The sequence below is a fragment of the Adlercreutzia murintestinalis genome, from assembly GCF_943192905.1.
In the GTDB taxonomy this organism is placed as follows: Bacteria; Actinomycetota; Coriobacteriia; order Coriobacteriales; family Eggerthellaceae; genus Adlercreutzia_A; species Adlercreutzia_A murintestinalis.
The window spans coordinates 14257-31934 of sequence record NZ_CALPCC010000014.1; the positions used below are offsets into that span (position 1 = coordinate 14257).

At 63.0% G+C, this 17678-nt stretch carries 11 protein-coding genes and 1 pseudogene; 10 read left to right on the top strand and 2 right to left on the bottom strand.

The features are described 5' to 3' along the window. The first annotated feature begins 4 nt into the window (after positions 1 to 4). The 3 genes from hypF to NFR19_RS05905 all read left to right on the top strand — a co-directional run bounded on the left by hypF (position 5) and on the right by NFR19_RS05905 (position 5293). Positions 5 to 2614 (top strand): carbamoyltransferase HypF, encoded by a 2610-nt coding sequence (hypF, locus tag NFR19_RS05895; protein ID WP_251212866.1) that lies wholly within the window; start codon positions 5 to 7, stop codon positions 2612 to 2614. Positions 2615 to 2729: 115 nt separating this feature from the next. Then, positions 2730 to 3908, top strand: coding sequence for a DUF4190 domain-containing protein (locus NFR19_RS05900; RefSeq protein ID WP_251212867.1), 1179 nt, complete (start codon positions 2730 to 2732; stop codon positions 3906 to 3908). Between the two features lie 137 nt (positions 3909 to 4045). Next, a complete protein-coding gene (locus NFR19_RS05905) occupies positions 4046 to 5293 on the top strand; it encodes a hypothetical protein (RefSeq protein ID WP_251212868.1) in 1248 nt (415 codons plus the stop codon). A gap of 210 nt (positions 5294 to 5503) precedes the next feature. On the opposite strand, the gene hypD is transcribed toward NFR19_RS05905, so the two are convergent. Continuing rightward, entirely contained in the window at positions 5504 to 6598 is a 1095-nt protein-coding gene (gene hypD, locus NFR19_RS05910; protein WP_251212869.1) for a hydrogenase formation protein HypD, read from the bottom strand. Positions 6599 to 6710: 112 nt separating this feature from the next. Next, positions 6711 to 6941, bottom strand: a pseudogene (locus tag NFR19_RS05915) (HypC/HybG/HupF family hydrogenase formation chaperone); the annotation flags it as partial. 85 nt (positions 6942 to 7026) lie between these two features. Here NFR19_RS05915 and coaD point away from each other — a divergent pair. The 7 genes from coaD (at position 7027) to NFR19_RS05950 (ending at position 17613) form a co-directional block, all read left to right on the top strand. Beyond that, positions 7027 to 7506, top strand: a complete 480-nt coding sequence (coaD, locus tag NFR19_RS05920) for a pantetheine-phosphate adenylyltransferase (RefSeq protein ID WP_251212870.1) — start codon at positions 7027 to 7029, stop codon at positions 7504 to 7506. A 177-nt stretch (positions 7507 to 7683) separates the two neighbouring features. Continuing rightward, positions 7684 to 9438, top strand: a complete 1755-nt coding sequence (oxc, locus tag NFR19_RS05925) for an oxalyl-CoA decarboxylase (RefSeq protein WP_251212871.1) — start codon at positions 7684 to 7686, stop codon at positions 9436 to 9438. A gap of 78 nt (positions 9439 to 9516) precedes the next feature. Next, positions 9517 to 10668, top strand: coding sequence for an AEC family transporter (locus tag NFR19_RS05930; protein ID WP_251212872.1), 1152 nt, complete (start codon positions 9517 to 9519; stop codon positions 10666 to 10668). A 225-nt stretch (positions 10669 to 10893) separates the two neighbouring features. Then, positions 10894 to 14736, top strand: a complete 3843-nt coding sequence (gene nifJ / locus NFR19_RS05935) for a pyruvate:ferredoxin (flavodoxin) oxidoreductase (RefSeq protein ID WP_251212873.1) — start codon at positions 10894 to 10896, stop codon at positions 14734 to 14736. Between the two features lie 225 nt (positions 14737 to 14961). Further along, positions 14962 to 16212 (top strand): polysaccharide deacetylase family protein, encoded by a 1251-nt coding sequence (locus NFR19_RS05940; RefSeq protein ID WP_251212874.1) that lies wholly within the window; start codon positions 14962 to 14964, stop codon positions 16210 to 16212. After that, the gene (locus tag NFR19_RS05945; RefSeq protein WP_251212875.1) at positions 16196 to 16519 is read left to right on the top strand and encodes a hypothetical protein; all 324 of its coding nucleotides are present in this window, start codon (positions 16196 to 16198) and stop codon (positions 16517 to 16519) included. The genes NFR19_RS05940 and NFR19_RS05945 overlap by 17 nt, the downstream gene beginning before the upstream one ends. Beyond that, on the top strand, positions 16507 to 17613 hold the full coding sequence (locus tag NFR19_RS05950; RefSeq protein WP_251212876.1) for a DUF5685 family protein: 1107 nt from the start codon (positions 16507 to 16509) through the stop codon (positions 17611 to 17613). Before NFR19_RS05945 ends, NFR19_RS05950 begins: the two co-directional genes overlap by 13 nt. The last annotated feature ends 65 nt before the right edge of the window (positions 17614 to 17678 follow it).

The window sequence follows — 17678 nt, forward strand, 5'->3', positions numbered from 1 at the left end:
CACTGTGCGCACCGCGCTGAACATCTGGGTCAAGGGCATCGTGCAGGGGGTGGGCTTTCGCCCCTTCGTATACCGCCTTGCCAAACGCCATCTGATACAGGGGTGGGTGTTGAACGGCGCTGACGGCGTGCATGTTCATGCGGAAGGCGACGAGCGGCTGGTCGACGAGTTCGTTTTGGCCATCTCGGAAGAGGCGCCAGCGGCGGCCCAGGTTACCGAGATAGAGATGCATGAGGTGCCGCTCGAGGGGTTCGATCGCTTCGAGATACGGACCTCTGATGAGGCGGACGCGCAGGAGCGCACGCTCGTTTCGCCCGACCTGGCAACCTGCGCTGATTGTCAGCGTGAGCTCTTCGATCCGGCGGACCGTCGTTTCCGCTATCCGTTCATCAACTGCACGAATTGCGGCCCGCGCTTCACCATCATCGACGATCTGCCCTACGACCGCGCCGCCACCAGCATGCGCGATTTCGTTATGTGCGATGCTTGCGCCGCCGAATACGCCGACCCGGCCGATCGTCGCTTTCATGCGCAACCTGATGCCTGCTTTTCGTGCGGGCCTTCTCTGACGTTCGCGTATCGGCAAGCGGAAGCGTCCTCGCTGATCGATCCTGATCTGCTCGCTTCCCATCCGTTCGATCTGGATCTGGCCGACTCTGCTCCATCTGGCTCTGCTTCCGCTGCTTCTGCTCGCTCCGATTCTGCACCGTCCGATCTCAAGATCGTTCGTGCGCGGACGCGCGAGGAAACGGATGCCGTGTTCGCTGCCGCGGTGGCATTGCTGCTGGCGGGAAGGATACTGGCCGTCAAAGGGCTAGGCGGTTACCACCTGGTGTGCGACGCGAACAACGCGGAGGCAGTGGCCGAGCTGCGCCGTCGCAAGCACCGCTTCGGTAAGGCTTTCGCCGTTATGGGCGAGAAGGTGGACGACATACGCGCCTTCTGTCAGGTGAGCGAAGCAGAACGTCGCCTTTTGGAGGGAAGCCAGCGCCCTATCGTGCTGCTGCGCAAGTTGCCAGGGGTGCCCACGCCGCTCGGCATTGCCGACGGACTGCCCGATCTGGGGGCTATGCTGCCGTATACGCCGGTGCAGCATCTGCTGCTCCACGATTTTGCGGCGGCATCCGCTGCGCGCGCGGCCGTTCCGCTACTGGTCATGACCAGCGGCAACCTGCACGACGAACCCATCGTGATCGACGACGCAGAGGCGTACGCGCGCCTTGCGGGCATTGCCGATGCATTTGTGGGCAATGATCGGCAGATTCTATCGCGCTATGACGACAGCGTGGTCCGCGTGCTGAACACGCCCGCTGGCGAGGCGATCCAATTCATCCGACGCGCCCGCGGGTATGCGCCCTTGCCGCTGGTGGTTGCTGGCGCGTCTCAGGAAGGCTGCTGTTTTGCCGCCGGTCCCGAGCAGAAGAACACGTTCGCATTCTTGCGCGCAGGCGAGGCGTTCGTCTCGCAGCACATCGGCGACGTTGAGAACGCGGAGACCTTCGATGCCTGGCTGCATGCAAAAGCGCGCTACGAGAAGCTGTTCGCCTTCGCGCCCACCCAGCTGGCGTGCGATCTGCATCCGGAATACCTCACGTCGAAATGGGCGAACGACCAGGCAGCGGCCCTCGGGTTGCCGCTCGCGCACGTGCAGCATCACCATGCGCACATCGTTTCGGCTATGGCTGAGCACGGGCTTGACGATGCGGTGTGCGGCATTGCGTTCGACGGCACCGGCTACGGTCCTGACGGCGCCATTTGGGGCGGCGAGGTGCTGCTCGCCAATCGCAGCGCCTTCGAGCGCTTCGCCAACTTCGCCTACGTGCCCATGCCGGGCGGGGCCGCGTGCGTGAAGCATCCGCTGCGCATGGCCTACGGCGTGCTGTGGGAATACGACCTGCTGGAGCATCCCGCTGCGGCAACTGCTCTTGCTGAGTTGGGCGCCGAGCAGCAGCAGGTGTGCGAGGCCATGATCGAAAACGGCCTGAATACGCCGTATACCTCTTCGGTAGGGCGTCTGTTCGATGCTGCCAGCGCGCTGCTGGGCATCTGCACGCAGCCCACCTACGAAGGCGAACCCGCCATCATGCTCGAGGCTGCCATGGTGGATTATGCCGGGGATGCGCTCGCTTCTCAGGCAACGGTGGCGCGCGTAGCGGAACCGCGCGTAGCGGCCGCGCACGAAGAGGCAGCGCGAACAGAGGGAGCGCAGGCGAAGGCAACGGCAGACGCGAGCGCCTACGAGATCGCGGTCGTGAAGAACACGGCCACCGCGCAGAGCACCGCGCAGGACACCTCGGTAGTGCTCTTCGATGCCGAACCTGCCTTTCGCGCGCTGTTGGATGACCTGGCAGCTGGGGTGCCCGTGTCCTGCATCGCGCAGCGCTTCCATGATGCGATCGTGCAGGCCATCGTGATGGCGGCCCAGTTGGTGGCGGCCACCTACGACATTCGCACCGTGGTGCTGTCGGGAGGCGTGTTCATGAACCGCTATCTCACCGAACAGACGCTCGCCCGCTTGCAGCGCGAGGGCTTCACGGTAGCCATCAATCGCGATCTGCCTCCCAACGATGGATGCATCTCGTTCGGTCAGGCCGTCATCGCATCAGCTCTCTGATCGCAACCTTCTTCCCTAAAGCGCTCTCATGCGTCAGAATAGGTGGCGGGTGTAAGCACGGGAAAGTTCGTAAAAGCAGACCTTTGAAGTAGTGGTATGACAGAGAGGGAAAGCTATGACGAACGAATGGAACGAACAGAACCAAAGCGCAGCAGATGCGGCGTATGCGCCGCAGCCGGTGCCCGGGACGCACACGGCTTCGGAAGCGCAGTCGGCGTCCGGTGCGCCATCGGCATCGAGCGTGCGATCAGCATCCGGTGCCCAACCGACCTCCAGTGCCCAGTCGGTGCCTGGAGCACAGCCGAGTCCCAACGCGGCACAGCCCGTTTCGGGTGCAGCGCAATCGATCCCAGAGGTGGTGCCAGCGCCCGCGCCCGCAGCGCCCGCGCCCGCAGTGCAGTCAAGCGCTGCATCACAGCAAGCCGCTGCCGCGCAGCCGGTTCCTGCCGCAGCGCAACCAAGCGCCACGCCAGCGCTCATCTGCGGCATCTTAGCCATCGTGCTCTGCTTCATACCCGTGGTGCCCATCGTATTGGGCGCCATCGCCATCGTGCTGGCGGGCAAGTACTTCCGCGCGGGCGGTACGCAGGGCACCGGCAAGGCAGCCCGCATCTGCGGCATCATCGGCATCGTGGCATCCATTCTCTCCCTGATCGCCACCCTCGTGATGGCGTGTGCCACCATGGCGATTCTGGACGACTACGATGCTACGGGAAGCTATCGCGACAACACGGCAGGCCTGATCGGGTCGGCGTCCGTCAGTGAGGAAGCGCAGCCCGCAGCCGATGCCGCCGCCGCGAAGCTCAGCCTGATCAAGGAGCAGGACCCCCAAACCATGCAGCAGATCGCTGATCAGATGCAAACCAGCTTCGACGAGATCGCCCGCCAAGCTGCCCGCACTACCGGTGAGCTGTTCACGCTTGAGAACATCGACGTTGATCCCGTAGCACTGGCTCAAACGATCGTGCAGGGCTTCGACTACGAGCTCTCCCAGTGCACGATCGACCCGAGCGATCCAACATCGGCGCAGGCGGAGTTCAAGATCACCTGCCGCAGCCTGATGGACGTGCAGGCGGAATATGCGCAGCTCTTCAACGATTTCGACATGGAGAGCTTCACCGCCGCCGAAGAGTTCTACCAGGCCATGGGCGAGATGCTCACCACAGCCGCCGAGAACACCGAGCCTGCGCGGCATGGCACGTTCGACCTGACGCTCACGCAGAAAGATGGCACGTGGACGGTCGACGAGGACAGCTGGCAAGGCGAATTGAAGTCCTTCTTCTCATTCTCGTAGCCGCGCGTTTTGCTGATACCCCCTTTCGCAAAGTGTCTGAATCCATCAGAATGAAGGACGACCGTGCAACGGCAAGAACTCGCAGCGCGGGTTCTCCAGATAGTGAAGGTCGGAAGGCCGGACAGAGAGGGGAAGACATGACAGAGGAAGCCAACAACCAAGATCCGGGTGCGCAGCAGCCAGGCGCTCAGCCGACCGAGGCGCAACCGGTCGCGGTGCCCGGATCGCAGGAGACGTCATCGCCGCTGATCGCGCCGCAGTCCACGGTGGACGCCCAGCCAACGGTTGCCACGCAGCCTATAACCACAGCCCAAGAAGTGGTGCAGATCGCGCCCGAGGCTCAGCCAGCTGATGCGTACCAGCAGGCATACCAGACACAGCCCACGGCCACTACGGCAACAGCAACCCCGGTCTCTGGCCCTGCTGCTGCCACGACCACGGCGGCACCTGGCGCGACCGGCGCCGTTCCGCCGACAACGCCCGTTTCAGCGCCCACGGCGGCCGTGCCGCCTACGGGGGCTCCGGTGGCTCCGGTACCGGGCGCACCTCAGCCCAGCGCTACCGGCGCTCTGGTCTGCGGCATCTTGGCCATCGTGTTCTGCTTCGTGCCCATCGTGGGCATCGTGCTGGGCATCGTCGCTATCGTGCTGGCGGGCAAGTACTTCCGCGCTGGCGGCACGCAGGGCACCGGCAAGGCAGGCCGCATCTGCGGCATCATCGGCATCGTGGCATCCATCGTCATGATGATCATCAACATCATGCTGGTGATCGGCGGTCTGATGATCGCCACCACCTACGATGCCGCTTCGAGCAGCTATAGCGCGTCCTCTTCGGCCTCGTCCTACAGCGCGCCGTCCAGCAGCGAGCAGGAGGACATCACGGATGCGGCAGCAGCGCAGCTGGACAAGATCAAGAACCGCGATCCGGAGACCATGCAGCAGATCGCCGATATGATCCAGACCAGCTTCGACGATTCCGCCGTGTACCTGTCCGGCTCCATCACGCTCGAGAAGCTGGACGTTGACCCCATGGCTATGGCGGAAAAGCTGGTGGAAGACTTCGATTACGAGCCGTTCTACACCAGCACGAGCGGTAGCGACGAGGCTGAGGCCGACTTCGATGTCACCTATCTGCGCGTCTATGACATCGCAACGGAATTCGAGACGCTGATCGACGAGTTCGTGGATAGCAGCGACTACGATGCCATCACCTCGGAGGACCAGGCGTACAAGAAGATGGGCGAGCTGCTGATGACCGCCATCGACAACACCAAGCCCGACAACGACGGCTTCGCCACGCTGGAGATGAAGCGCGTGAACGGCGAGTGGGTCGTTGACGAGGACAGCTGGGAAGACGAGCTGGACTACTTCTTCGCGTTCAGCTGATGACGGGTGCAGCGCTGCTGCACGCGTTCTAGTTAACCGGAAAGCTCATAACCGATCAGAAAGGCCAGCATCGCGCTGGCCTTTCTTCGTGCAGGGCTCGTCTGCGTCCGTGTGCGCCTGAGCTCGCGCCTGTAGTCGTGTCGGAGCTCGCGCCTTGAACGTGCGCCTTGAGCCTGCGCTTCGACCTGCTTGTGGGTTCGCGCCTCAGTCTCAGTAGTAGCGGAAATACGCTGCGCAGCTGCCTTCGCTTGACACCATGCACGGGCCGACCGGGTTCTCCGGCGTGCACACCGTGCGGAACAGTGGGCATTCGTCGGGCCGCATATGGGCGCGCAGCACATCCCCACAGCGACAACCCGCATGCTCGACGGTGGGCTCCACCTCGGGGTCGAAGCGCCGCATGGCATCGAAGGTGGCGAAGGCGTCCCGCAGCCGATAGCCGCTGCCTTCGATGGGGCCCAGCCCGCGCCACGTAACGGTGCACGTCTCGAACACCTCGTCGATGGCCGCCAGCGCCACGGGGTTGCCCTCGGGCATGACGCCGCGCGCGTAGGCGATCTCCACCTCGGCGCGCCCTTCGCGCAGCTGCCGCACGATCATGGCGATGCCTTGCAGGATATCGTTCGGCTCGAAGCCGGTGATGACACCGGGAATGCCGTATTCGCGCGCCAAGAACCGGTACGGTTCGGCGCCGATGATGGTGCTGACGTGCCCCGGCAGGATCAGCGCATCAATGTGCAGCGCCGGATCGGCCACGATGGCCGCAAGCGCTTCGGGCATGTTCTTGTGCGCCCCGTACACGGTGAAATTGCGCAAGCCCAGCGCCTGCGCGCGCTTTACTGCCATGGCGGTCAACGGGGTGGTGGTCTCGAAGCCCACCCCTACGAACACCACCTGCCGATCGGGGTTTTGCTGCGCCAGCGCCAGCGCATCCAGCGGCGAGTACACGATGAGCACATCGCGCCCGGCCGCTTGCTCGGCCAAGAGGCTGCTGGTCGATCCGGGCACGCGCGTCATATCGCCGAAGGTGGCGATGATGACGCCAGGCACCCGGGCCAGCGCGATCACCTTGTCGATATCGTGGTTCGAGGTCACGCATACCGGGCAACCGGGTCCGCTCGAGAGCTGCACGCCGTCGGGCAGCAGACTGCGAATGCCGTTGCGCGCGATGGACACCGTATGGGTGCCGCAGACCTCCATGAGCGTAGCGCCGCCGTCAGGTGCCAGCTCGGCGATGGCCTCCACGAGGCCGCGCGCCAGTTCGGGATCTTTGAACGCCGCCAGTTCGGCTTGCAGGGCATCCATGCTAAGCCTTCGTGGGAACGTCGCCGAAGGTGGCGGCGAACTCAGCAGCCAGTCCGCCTCCGGCGCCGCCCAGCCCTGTGCCCGCCGCATTCGCAGGCGCGCCTGTCGGGCCCAGATCGTCGGCGGCCAGCTCGGGGAATTCGCGGATCAACTCGATGGTTTCCTGGGCGAACTGCTCGTCCACCACTTCGATGGCGAAGCCCGCGTGCACTAGCACGTAGTCACCTGCGCTCGCCTGCGGCGTCAGGTCCACTGAGATCTGGCGCGTCACGCCAAGGATGTCCACCTCGGCCAGCCCATCGGGCCGCACCTCGGTTATCTTCGCAGGGATTGCCAAACACATACGCTACCTCCTTGTTTTCCTATATGATAGCGGTAAGAGCGGCGCTGGCAGGAGGGCCGCACCGACAATTCGGAAAGGGAACACGATGACGCGACGCGCGATAACCCCCGGCACGTTCGATCCGATCACGCGCGGGCATCTGGATATCATCACGCGCGCATCCTCGTTGATGGACGAGGTCATCGTGGCGGTGGCGGCATCGGCGGGCAAGCATCCTATGTTCAGCCTGCCCGAACGCACGCAGCTGGTGCGCGAAGCCACCGAGCATCTGCCGAACGTCACGGTGGAACCTTTCGGCAACCTGCTGGTCGATTTCGCGCGGGAGCGCAACGCGAAGGTCATCGTGAAGGGTTTGCGCGCTATCACCGACTTCGAGTACGAGTTCCAGATGAACGCGCTCAACCACCAGCTCGACTACGACCTGGAAACCACCTTCATCATGAGCCCGCCGGAGTTCATGTATCTCTCGTCGTCCATCGTGCGCGAGCTGGCATCGCTGGGCGGCGATGTGGAGCAGTTCGTGCCGCCGTGCGTGCAGACGGCGCTGACGCGGCGGTTCGGCTGATACCCTGCCACGCATCGGTCTGCCAACCCGCTCGGGCGATCTTCACGCATCCATTGCCGCGCGGCAACGAAACGGTACGCGCGCTGACGCGGGAGTAACGGGCGTCACCCGCCCGCCGCTGCCTTCTCATCCAAAACCTAGTATTTGAGCAGTGATTCTGAATGAAGGAGGCTCATTATGACTGAAACCACTGCACCTGCTGCATTGACGGATTCCCCGCATTATCTGGCCGAGACGCTCATCAAGAGCGGGGTCAAGAACATGTACGGCGTGGTCGGCATCCCGGTGACCGATTTCGCCCGCATCGCGCAAGGCATGGGCGTGCGTTTCATCGGCATGCGCCATGAGGAAGATGCGGTGAACGCGGCCGCAGCCGAGGGGTTCATCACGGGTCGCCCCGGCATCGCGCTGACCGTATCGGCGCCCGGGTTCCTGAACGGGCTGCCCGCGCTGCTTGAGGCTACCAACAACGGCTGGCCGGTCATCATGATCGGCGGCAGCTCCACTCGCCATGTGGTGGACATGAAGGAAGGCGAGTACGAAGGGCTCGACCAGATGAACTACGCGAAGGCCTTCGCGAAGGAGTCCTTCCGCATCGACCGCATCGAGGATATCCCGCTGGCGGTGGCACGCGCCATGCAGATCAGCACGTCGGGGCGCCCGGGCGGCGTCTACATCGACTTCCCCGACGACGCGGTGGCGCAAACGCTTGACAAGGCGACCGCCGACGCTCAGCTGTGGACGGCCACGAAGGCGCCCGCTCCGGTGCCCGCTCCTGAGAGCATCGACGCGGCGTTGAAGCTTTTGGCCAGTGCGAAGAACCCGCTGATCCTGCTGGGCAAGGGCGCTGCCATCGCGCAGGCCGAGGCCGAAGTCAAGGAGTTCGTGGACAAGACGGACATTCCGTACCAACCCATGAGTATGGCCAAGGGCCTCATTCCCGACACCGACCCGCACTGCACGGCAAGCTGCCGTGGGTTGGCCCTGCGCACCGCAGATGTGGTGCTGGTGGTGGGCGCTCGCCTGAACTGGATGCTGAACTTCGGTCAGGGTCGCGAATGGAACCCGGATGTGAGGTTCATCCAGATGGAGATCGACCCTGCCGAGATCGAGAACGCGCGCTCCATCGCGTGCCCGGTGGTAGGCGATCTGAAAGCGGGCCTGCGCATGATGATCGACGGGCTGGCCACCACGCCGGTGAAGGCGCCGCAGGCATGGCTCGACGAGCTGCATGCCGACGCCGTGAAGAACAACGCGAAGTTTGCAGCGCGCCTGACCTCTGACAAGGTGCCCATGGGCCACTGGAACGCGCTGGGGGCTATCAAGAAGGTCTACGACAAGTACCCCGACATGTACCTGTGCAACGAAGGCGCGAACAGTCTGGACGATTGCCGCGACGTCATCGACATGTATCAGCCGCGCCATCGTCTTGATTGCGGCACGTGGGGCGTCATGGGCTGCGCCATGGGTTACGCCATCGGCGCGGCGGTCACCACGGGGCAGAAGGTTCTCTATATCGGCGGCGACTCCGGATTCGGCTTCGACGGCATGGAAGTGGAGACGGCCTGCCGCTTCGGGCTGCCCATCACGTTCGTGGTGCTCAACAACGGCGGCATCTACCGCGGCGACTTCGAGAACCTGGGCGACAATGGCGACCCGAGCCCGCTCACGCTGTCCTATGACGTGCACTACGAGAAGATGATCGAGGCATTCGGTGGCAAGGGCTACTATGCTACCACGCCAGCTGAGGTGGAGCAGATGGTCGGCGAGGCCGTAGCGTCTGGCAAACCCAGCTTCGTGCATGTGCAGCTGGCCGAGTACGCTGGCAAGGAGTCAGGCAACATCGGCAGCTTGAACCCGAAGCCGGTCGTGGGGCCGCTGGCCACCTCCGAGTGCACCAAATATCCCTACGACGAGGGCGCCCATATGTAAGCAAGAGGCAGAACTCCCCGGCCGCGCCTGGCCGGGGAGCTTTCATCAACGTATCCAGAGAAAAGGAGAGGAGGCATCATGGAGAAGATCATCGTTGAAGATATTCTTCCGATTTTGGTGATCATGGCGCTGGGCTTTCTGTGCGGTAAGTTCAAGTTCTTCGATGATGACCAACGGCAGGGTCTGAATAAGGTCGTGCTGAACATAGCATTGCCGGCGGCGCTGTTCATTTCCATTGTGAAAGCGACGCGGGAGATGCTGGCGGCCGACATCCTGCTCACGGTGCTCGGGTTCGTGGGCATCGTGATCATGTTCATGCTAAGTTTCCTGCTGTGCCGTCTGCTGTTCAAGCATAGCATTCAGGAAGCGGCGGTGTGCGCGCTCATCGCAGGTTCGCCCACCATCGGGTTCCTCGGTTTCGCCGTGCTCGACCCCATTTACGGAGACACCATCGATACTAACCTGGTCATCGCCATCATCTCCATCGTGGTGAACGCGGTCACCATCCCCATCGGTTACTACCTGATCAACCTGGGTCAGACCAAGGCGAAGGCGAAGGCCGCGGCTGCGCTGGCATCAGGGGCCGACGTGACGCATCCCGACGTGAAGGCGGCGCCGGTGCCCGAGCATGAGGCGAAGGCCCATATGGAGGCCACGGGCGAGGCCAAGGAGATCGACATCGCTTCCGCGGTGAACCCCGACAAGGCCAAGGCGCAAGCAGACGACGCGAAGACCGCCAAGAAGAAGATGAACCCGAACGTGGCAGCCATTCTGAATGCGCTGAAGCAGCCGGTCTGCTGGGCGCCGCTTCTGGCGGTGGCCTTCGTGCTGATCGGCATTCGCGTGCCCGATTGGATCGATCCCACCTTCGAGTTGATCGCGAAGGCGAACAGCGGCGTGGCGGTGCTGGCTGCAGGCATTGCGCTTTCCACCGTGAAGTTCAGCCTGGGGCTCGAGACCATTTGGAACACGTTCTATCGCTTGATCCTGACGCCTGCGGTGTTCCTGATCGTGGGGTTGCTCTGCGGTATGGCAGGCGATGGCGACAAGCTGTCCATGTTGGTCATGTCGGTGGCGCTGCCGCCTGCGTTCAGCGGCATCATCATAGCGAGCCGTTTCAACATCTACGTGAAGGAGGGTGCGTCCACTACGGCGGTTGCCACCGTGGCGTTCGCCGCCACCTGCATCTTGTGGGTGTGGTTGGTGCCGGTCATCACGCACATCTTCTGAGAGAGACCCCTTCGCGCAACAGCACTCTCAGCCTCTGGTGCTGCTGCATCATTCGTTCCGGGCGTCGCTATTGGCGCCCGGAACTTTTTCATGGTTCGTAACGGTGTCTGCCGCGTTCTTCGGAATGGCGTTTGGAACGGTTCCGCTACAGGTGTGCCGAGCACGCGCGCGGGCGATCCGCTTCGCCTACCATCGAAACCGAGAACTACGGCGAAGGAGATACTCATGCCCAACGACGTTTCCGGAGTCACTTCGAGCGCTCACGGCCCGCAGCAAAAGACCGGCGACCGCGCCACGCTCTCTGGCATGCAGGCAGCGGCCTACGCGGCCTACGCGCTTTCCGATGCGGCCACCATCTTTCCCATTACGCCCGCTTCCCACATGTCCGAGCAGATCGAGGCGTGGTCGGTGGCCGGGCGCAAGAACCTGATGGGCGCACCGGTGCAGGTGAAGGAGATGCAATCGGAAAAGGGCGCGGCTGGCGCGTTGCACGGCTGCCTCTCTGGCGGGGCGCTCGCCTCCACGTTCACGGCCAGCCAAGGGCTCATGCTGATGATCCCGAACATGTACAAGATATCCGGCGAGCTGCTGCCGGGCGTGTTCCATGTTACGTGCCGGTCGCTGGCGGCACATGCGCTCTCCATCTTCGGCGATCACCAAGATCTCATGGCTACGCGCGCCACCGGCGTTGCCATGTTGGGGTCGGCCAGCGTGCAAGAATGCATGGACTTGAGCCTCGTGGCGCACCTTTCGGCCATCCAAGGCAGCCTGCCGTTCGTGCACTTCTTCGATGGTTTCCGCACTTCTGACGAGATAGCCACCATTAACGTGATCAGCCAGGAGGATATGGGCCGCTTGGTTGACTGGGACGCCGTGCAGCGTTTCCGCAATCGCGCCATGGACCCACTGCACCCCACGGTGCGCGGCACTGCGCAGAACTCCGATATCTATTTCCAGAACCGCGAAGCGCCCAACCGCTTCTACGACGCGCTGCCGGGCATCGTGCAGGCGAACATGGATGCGGTAGCGAAGCTGACCGGGCGGCAATACCACCTGTTCGATTACGTGGGCGCGCCCGATGCTGAATACGTGGTCGTTACCATGGGTTCAAGTTGCGACGTTTTGGATGAGGCGGTGCGTTGGCTGATGGCGCAGGGCCGCAAGGTTGGCGTGGTGAAAGTGCGCCTGTACCGGCCGTTCTCTGCCGAGGCGCTCATGGTTGCCATTCCGAAAACGGCGAAGGCCATCTGCGCGCTCGATCGCACGAAGGAGCCAGGCAGTCAAGGCGAGCCTCTCATGCAGGATGTGGCGTTGGCGGTGCTGAACAGCGGGCGTGCGGGCGTGCGGGTGCTGGGTGGCCGCTATGGGCTCTCGTCGAAGGACTTCACGCCAGCCATGGCCGTGGCTGTCTTCGACAACATGGCGGCAGCGGAGCCGAAGATGCGCTTCGCGGTGGGCATCACTGACGATGTGACCGGGCTCTCCATTCCGGTCGGGGCGGAGCCGCCATCGCTTCCTGCGGGCATCAGCCAAAGCGTCTTCTATGGTTTCGGCAGCGATGGCACGGTGGGCGCCAACAAGCAAGCGGCGCGCATCTTGGGCGACCACGCGGGCAAATGGGTGCAGGAATACAGCTGGTTCGATTCCAAGAAATCGGGCGGTTTGACCATCAGCTATTTGCGCGCAGGCGATGCGCCCATCCATGCGCCGTACCTCATCAACAACGCCGATTACGTGGCGTGCCACAAAGACATCTATGTGACGCGCGGCTATCCTATGACCGACCCGCTGCGTGACGGCGGCGTGTTCGTGCTGAACAGCGGGTGGACCTTGCGCGATATGGAGCGCATCTTCCCCGCGTCGTTCAAGCGCGGGCTGGCGCGCAAGCATGCGCAGTTCTACAACATCAACGCAGCCGATCTGGCTGCGCGCGTTGGGCTGGGCAGCCGCATCAACATGATCATGGAGACGGCGTTCTTGAAGCTGTTCGGCGGGGTCGATTTCGAGCGCGCGGTGGCGTTCCTGAAAGATGATATCCGCACCATGTACGCCAGCAAAGGCGAGTCGGTCATTCAGATGAACCTGCGTGCGGTTGATGCGGCGCTCGATTCGCTCGAGCGCATCGAGGTGCCGAAGAGCTGGGCGGATGCTCAGGATGCGCACGAAGACACCACCCCCGACCTGCCCGCTACGCCCTATGATCCGCAAACGGCGTACGTGCGCGACGTCATGTGGCCCATGGAGCGCTTGCGTGGTAACGAATTACCCACGAGCGCGCTGAGCCCTGACGGGTTCGTGCCGCTGGGTGGTACGGCGCACGAGAAGCGCTGCGTGGCCTATCAGGTGCCCGAGTGGGATTTCACGAAGTGCATCCAATGCTATCAGTGTTCGCTCGTGTGCCCGCATGCGGCCATTCGACCCTACGTGGCCGAGCCTGACGAGCTGCGTGGTGCGCCCGCGACCTACCAGACCGTGCCCGCCAAGCTCAAGGCGCTGGCAGGCATGCAGTTCCGCATTCAGGTATACCCGGAGGACTGCGTGGGGTGCGGCAGCTGCGCGTTCAACTGCCCGGCACCCGGCAAGGCGCTGCATATGAAGTCGCTCGATACGCAGCTTGACGTGCAAAAGGAGAATCTGCGTTTCGCGCAGGACAACATCAGCATCAAAGACGACCGCGTGGCGCCAACCACCGTGCCGGGGACGCAGTTGCAACAGCCTCTTCTCGAGTTCAGCGGGTGTTGTGGCGGCTGCGGCGAGACCCCGCATGTGAAGCTGCTGACGCAGTTGTTCGGCGACCGGCTCATCATGGCGAATGCTACCGGCTGCTCGTCCATTTGGGGCGGCTACGCGCCAGCGCTGCCGTACTGCACGAACCGACACGGGCATGGTCCGGCGTGGGGCAACTCGTTGTTCGAGGACAACGGGGAATACGGGTACGGCATCATGAAGGCGGTGAAGGTGCGTCGCGATGCGTTGGTGGCTGATGTGCGCGCTGCGCTCGGGGAGGGCGCGGAAGGCGCAGAAGGCGCATCAGAACTACGCTCAGAAGCTACGCAGCCTTCGCTTCGTTCCGATGCGCCTTCGGGCGCCTCAACGTGTCTAGCTGAGGGGGGCGCATCAGAACTACGCTCAGAAGCTTCGCAGCCCTCGCTTTGTTCCGATGCGCCCCCGAGTGGTACTGGAAGCGGAAGCGCTCGGGTGCCCAGTGAGGTGGCGAGCCTTATGCGGGCGTGGTTGGATGTGCGCGACGACGGGGACGCTTCGCTTCCGGCGGGGCAGGCGGTCGTTGATGCGCTGCGGCCGCATGCGGCAGGCGATCCGCTGCTCGAGCGCATTCTGGCGAACGCCGATATGTTCCAGAAGAAGTCGGTGTGGGCCGTGGGTGGCGACGGCTGGGCGTTCGACATCGATTACGGCGGCTTGGACGAGGTGTTGGCTTCGGGCGAGAACATCAACGTGCTGGTGCTGGACACCGAAGGCTACTCGAATACCGGTGGCGAGATGAGCAAAGCAACGCAGCTGGGTTCGGTCAGCACGTTCAGCTTGAACGGCAAGGACACGCCGAAGAAGCGCTTGGCGCGCATGATGATGCAGTACGACTACGTGTATGTGGCGCAGGTGTGCTTCGGTGCCGACCCGCAGCAGACCATCAATGCGCTGCGCGAGGCCGAAGCATACGACGGCCCGAGCATCGTGGTGGCGCTGTGTCCGTGCATCAGCTGGGGCTTGAAGGCTGGTATGGGTACGGCTACCGGCGCCTGCAAGGATGCGGTGCGCACCGGGTATTGGACGCTGTGGCGCTTCAACCCTGATGCGGCGGGGGCGGGTAAGGATCCGCTGACCATCGACAGCTCTGCGCCCGAGAGCGAGGCCGCTCTGCGCGAGTTCCTCATGGGGCAGAACCGCTTCGCGCGCTTGGCGGCGCGCAAGCCCGAGCTGAGCGGTCGGCTGCAAAGCGAACTGGCGAAGGAGCGTGCGACTAATCGCGCTGAGCTCGAGCAATACCAGCAGGCATACCGCGCTGTTCGGGCGGATGCTGCTGATGCTGCGGGTCATGTCATAAAATAGGCTATTGACATATAATAGATATAGTCATATAGTGAACACGGTCTGAAATGCAAAGAGAAGCACCTGGCGCGCACCCTTCCAGCGTCGGGTGCTTCTCTTGTGGTGGGGCTCCAGTGGGCGAACATCGTGGAGCATTCGCGAAAAGCCGCCATTTTTCGCTCACGGAGCACGGGGTATTTGTTACCATCTGACCTGCTGAAAAAATGCGGTTATCGGGAGAATGGCTTGTCGCATAACGTCGTAAAGAACGTTGCGCCTCCGGCTCAAGGAGCCTTCATTCCCACGCATGCAAGCAACTTCGGCGGCGGTCATGGCGCGCACGGGCGGCCATCGGTGTCGGCGAAGCGCCGCGGCCCGGTGGTGGCAATGGTGGGCATTCCCCTTCTCATAGCGGCAGCATTGCTCATGATGGTTCTGTTCCCCTGGCCGTGCACGGCTGCGGTCAACGGGGTCACGGTGGAATCGAATGTGAAGACCAGCGTGCAGGATCTGGTGGCGCAGCAGGATCTGCGCACGCGTCCGGGCAATCTGCTGGCCGTTGATGGTTCGGTGCTGCAAGAGGGCGGCGGCGAGAGCATGCACATCAGCGTGAATGGCGAGTACGTGGGCACCGAAGAGCGCATGGTGCACCCCGGTGATGTCATCGAGGTGACCGACGGCGATAACACCATGGAGTCGTTCGTCGAAGAGACGCAGCCCATTCCTGCTACAGCGCGCATCGAGGGCACGGGCGCCATTCACCGTTACACGCATACGGGCCAAGAGGGCGAGCATATCGTTCGCACGGGCAGCGTATCGGGCAAAACGGTGGAAGTGGAGGTGACCAAGGAGCCGGTGCAGGAAGTGATCGAGCGCTTCAATGTGGATACTGGCGACGATAAGGTCATCGCGCTCACGTTCGATGACGGCCCATGGGATACCTACACGCAGGAGATCCTGGATATCCTGGCGGCCAATAACGCGCTGGCTACCTTCTTTACGGTGGGTGAGCGCATCGAAGGCCACGAGGATACCGTTCGCCAGGCGGCCGAGACGGGCCATCAGATATGCACCCATTCGTGGGACCATGCGGCGGGCGACGGGCATGGTGTTGACTTGGGCCGCATGAAGGACGAGGACCGCATTTCCGAGATCACGCGCGGGCAGGAGAAGATCGCGGAGGTCACGGGGCAGGAGACCGAGCGCGTGATTCGCGTGCCAGGCGGCAATTTCAGCGAAGAGACCGCCAGCGTGTTGGAGCCGTACGTTGACTCCGAGATCGGGTGGAACATAGATACGCAAGATTGGCAGAAGCCGGGCGCGCCGTCGGTGCTAGCGCAGATCATGAACGCGAAGCCGGGCAATGTCATCTTGATGCACGATGGTGGTGGCGATCGCAGCCAGACCGTGGAGGCGCTGCGCACCGCGCTGCCGCAGCTGGTGGCTGAGGGCTATCGGTTCATCACGGTCGATCAGCTTCTTGAATACGTTGACTGAGCGCGGAGCCTTCTGGTTGCTTCGGGTGCCACTGCGCGCTTCTGGTGGAGGCGCGCCAGGCGCTGAGCGCGCTGTCGTGTGCGCCGCGCTGCGCAGGGAGCCTCTGACCCCCTTCATTGATTTCTCGACCGCGGTGAAGTGCGGAATTGCCCTGTGCGGAGTGGAGTTGTGCGCGGCGGCGCAGCGCACGGTGCGCATCGTTTCACGTGAAACATCTTGTGAGCATGCTTTGCTTGCGGTGCTGATGGCGCAAGCGTTGCTGGCCTTCTTCGTTTCGCTTGGCGGTGAAGCGCTGTGTTCGGCGTAGCGGTTGCTCGGCTTGAGCCGCTCTCTGAGGCGGAGAAGCAGCGCTACCAGGCGTTTTACTGTGGATTATGCCGAGAACTCAAGCAGCGCTACGGGCAGTTGAGCCGAGTTGTGCTGAGCTACGATCTAACGTTCTTGGTCATTTTTCTGGATTCGCTCAGTGAGCCTCCGCAGAGCGAGGGTGCTGATCGGTGCATCGCGCATCCCCGGCGGAAAATGCCGTTCATTCAGAGCGTGAACACGGCATATGCGGCCGATCTGAGCGTGGCCCTGGCGTATCACAAGGTGCTCGATGATGTTGCCGACGATGCGACCGTGCGCGCGCATGCGGCCGAGCTTGCTCTGCGCGCGTCTTACGAGAAGGCGCAGGCGCGCATTCCGGAAGAGTGCGCAGCGCTTGAGGCTTGTATGGCGCAGATACGGCAGTTGGAGGCGAACCCTGAAACGCCGCCGGATGCGTGCGCGCATGTTTTTGGTCGTGTGATGGGTGAGTTGTTCGCGGCAGGCGCACGCCGCAGCACGATGGTTGCGTCTGCACAGGGCACGCTGCTGCAAGGAGCTTCTGACACGCAAGAAGCTGGGGATGCGCGTGAGGTTGGTGCTTCGCAGGGCGTTCGGGGTGCGCAAGAGACCCAGAGTGCAAAAGATGCTTGGAATGCGCATGAAGTCCAGAATGCACCGCAAGCTTCGAGCGCGCAGAGCGCCCAGGAAGCGTGGGGTGCACAGTGGGCGCAACCATGCGGTGCGTTCGGCAATGCGTTAGGACGTTTGATCTACCTGATGGATGCGGCGGTGGATCTGTCGGCTGACCGGCGCGCAGGCTCTTATAACCCGTTCGTTGCGCTTGATATGGATGTGCCTCGGATGCGTCAGGCGCTCACCGTGGTGGCCGCTGATGCGGCGGATGCGTTCGAGCGCTTGCCCTTGGTGCAGGATGCTCAGTTGATGCGCGCCGTGCTCTATGCGGGCATCTGGCAGAAGTTCAACCATGTTTACGAAGAGCGCGCCTGCGAGGGGCACCCACAGGAAGAGCGCCTCTGCGAGGGACATCTATCCGAAGAGCGCTCCCGCGAGGGTCATTCGCATGAAACCTGAGCGCGAGGTACCGATCGGATGACCAGTGCCGACCTCGCAGATGTTTCACGTGAAACATCTGCTAT

Bases quoted from the DNA above. Each gene is read 5' to 3' on its own strand.
- NFR19_RS05900 (WP_251212867.1), top strand. From the start codon at position 2,730: ATGACGAACGAATGGAACGAACAGAACCAAAGCGCAGCAGATGCGGCG.
- NFR19_RS05905 (WP_251212868.1), top strand. From the start codon at position 4,046: ATGACAGAGGAAGCCAACAACCAAGATCCGGGTGCGCAGCAGCCAGGC.
- hypD (WP_251212869.1), bottom strand. From the start codon at position 6,598: ATGGATGCCCTGCAAGCCGAACTGGCGGCGTTCAAAGATCCCGAACTG.
- coaD (WP_251212870.1), top strand. From the start codon at position 7,027: ATGACGCGACGCGCGATAACCCCCGGCACGTTCGATCCGATCACGCGC.
- oxc (WP_251212871.1), top strand. From the start codon at position 7,684: ATGACTGAAACCACTGCACCTGCTGCATTGACGGATTCCCCGCATTAT.
- NFR19_RS05930 (WP_251212872.1), top strand. From the start codon at position 9,517: ATGGAGAAGATCATCGTTGAAGATATTCTTCCGATTTTGGTGATCATG.
- nifJ (WP_251212873.1), top strand. From the start codon at position 10,894: ATGCCCAACGACGTTTCCGGAGTCACTTCGAGCGCTCACGGCCCGCAG.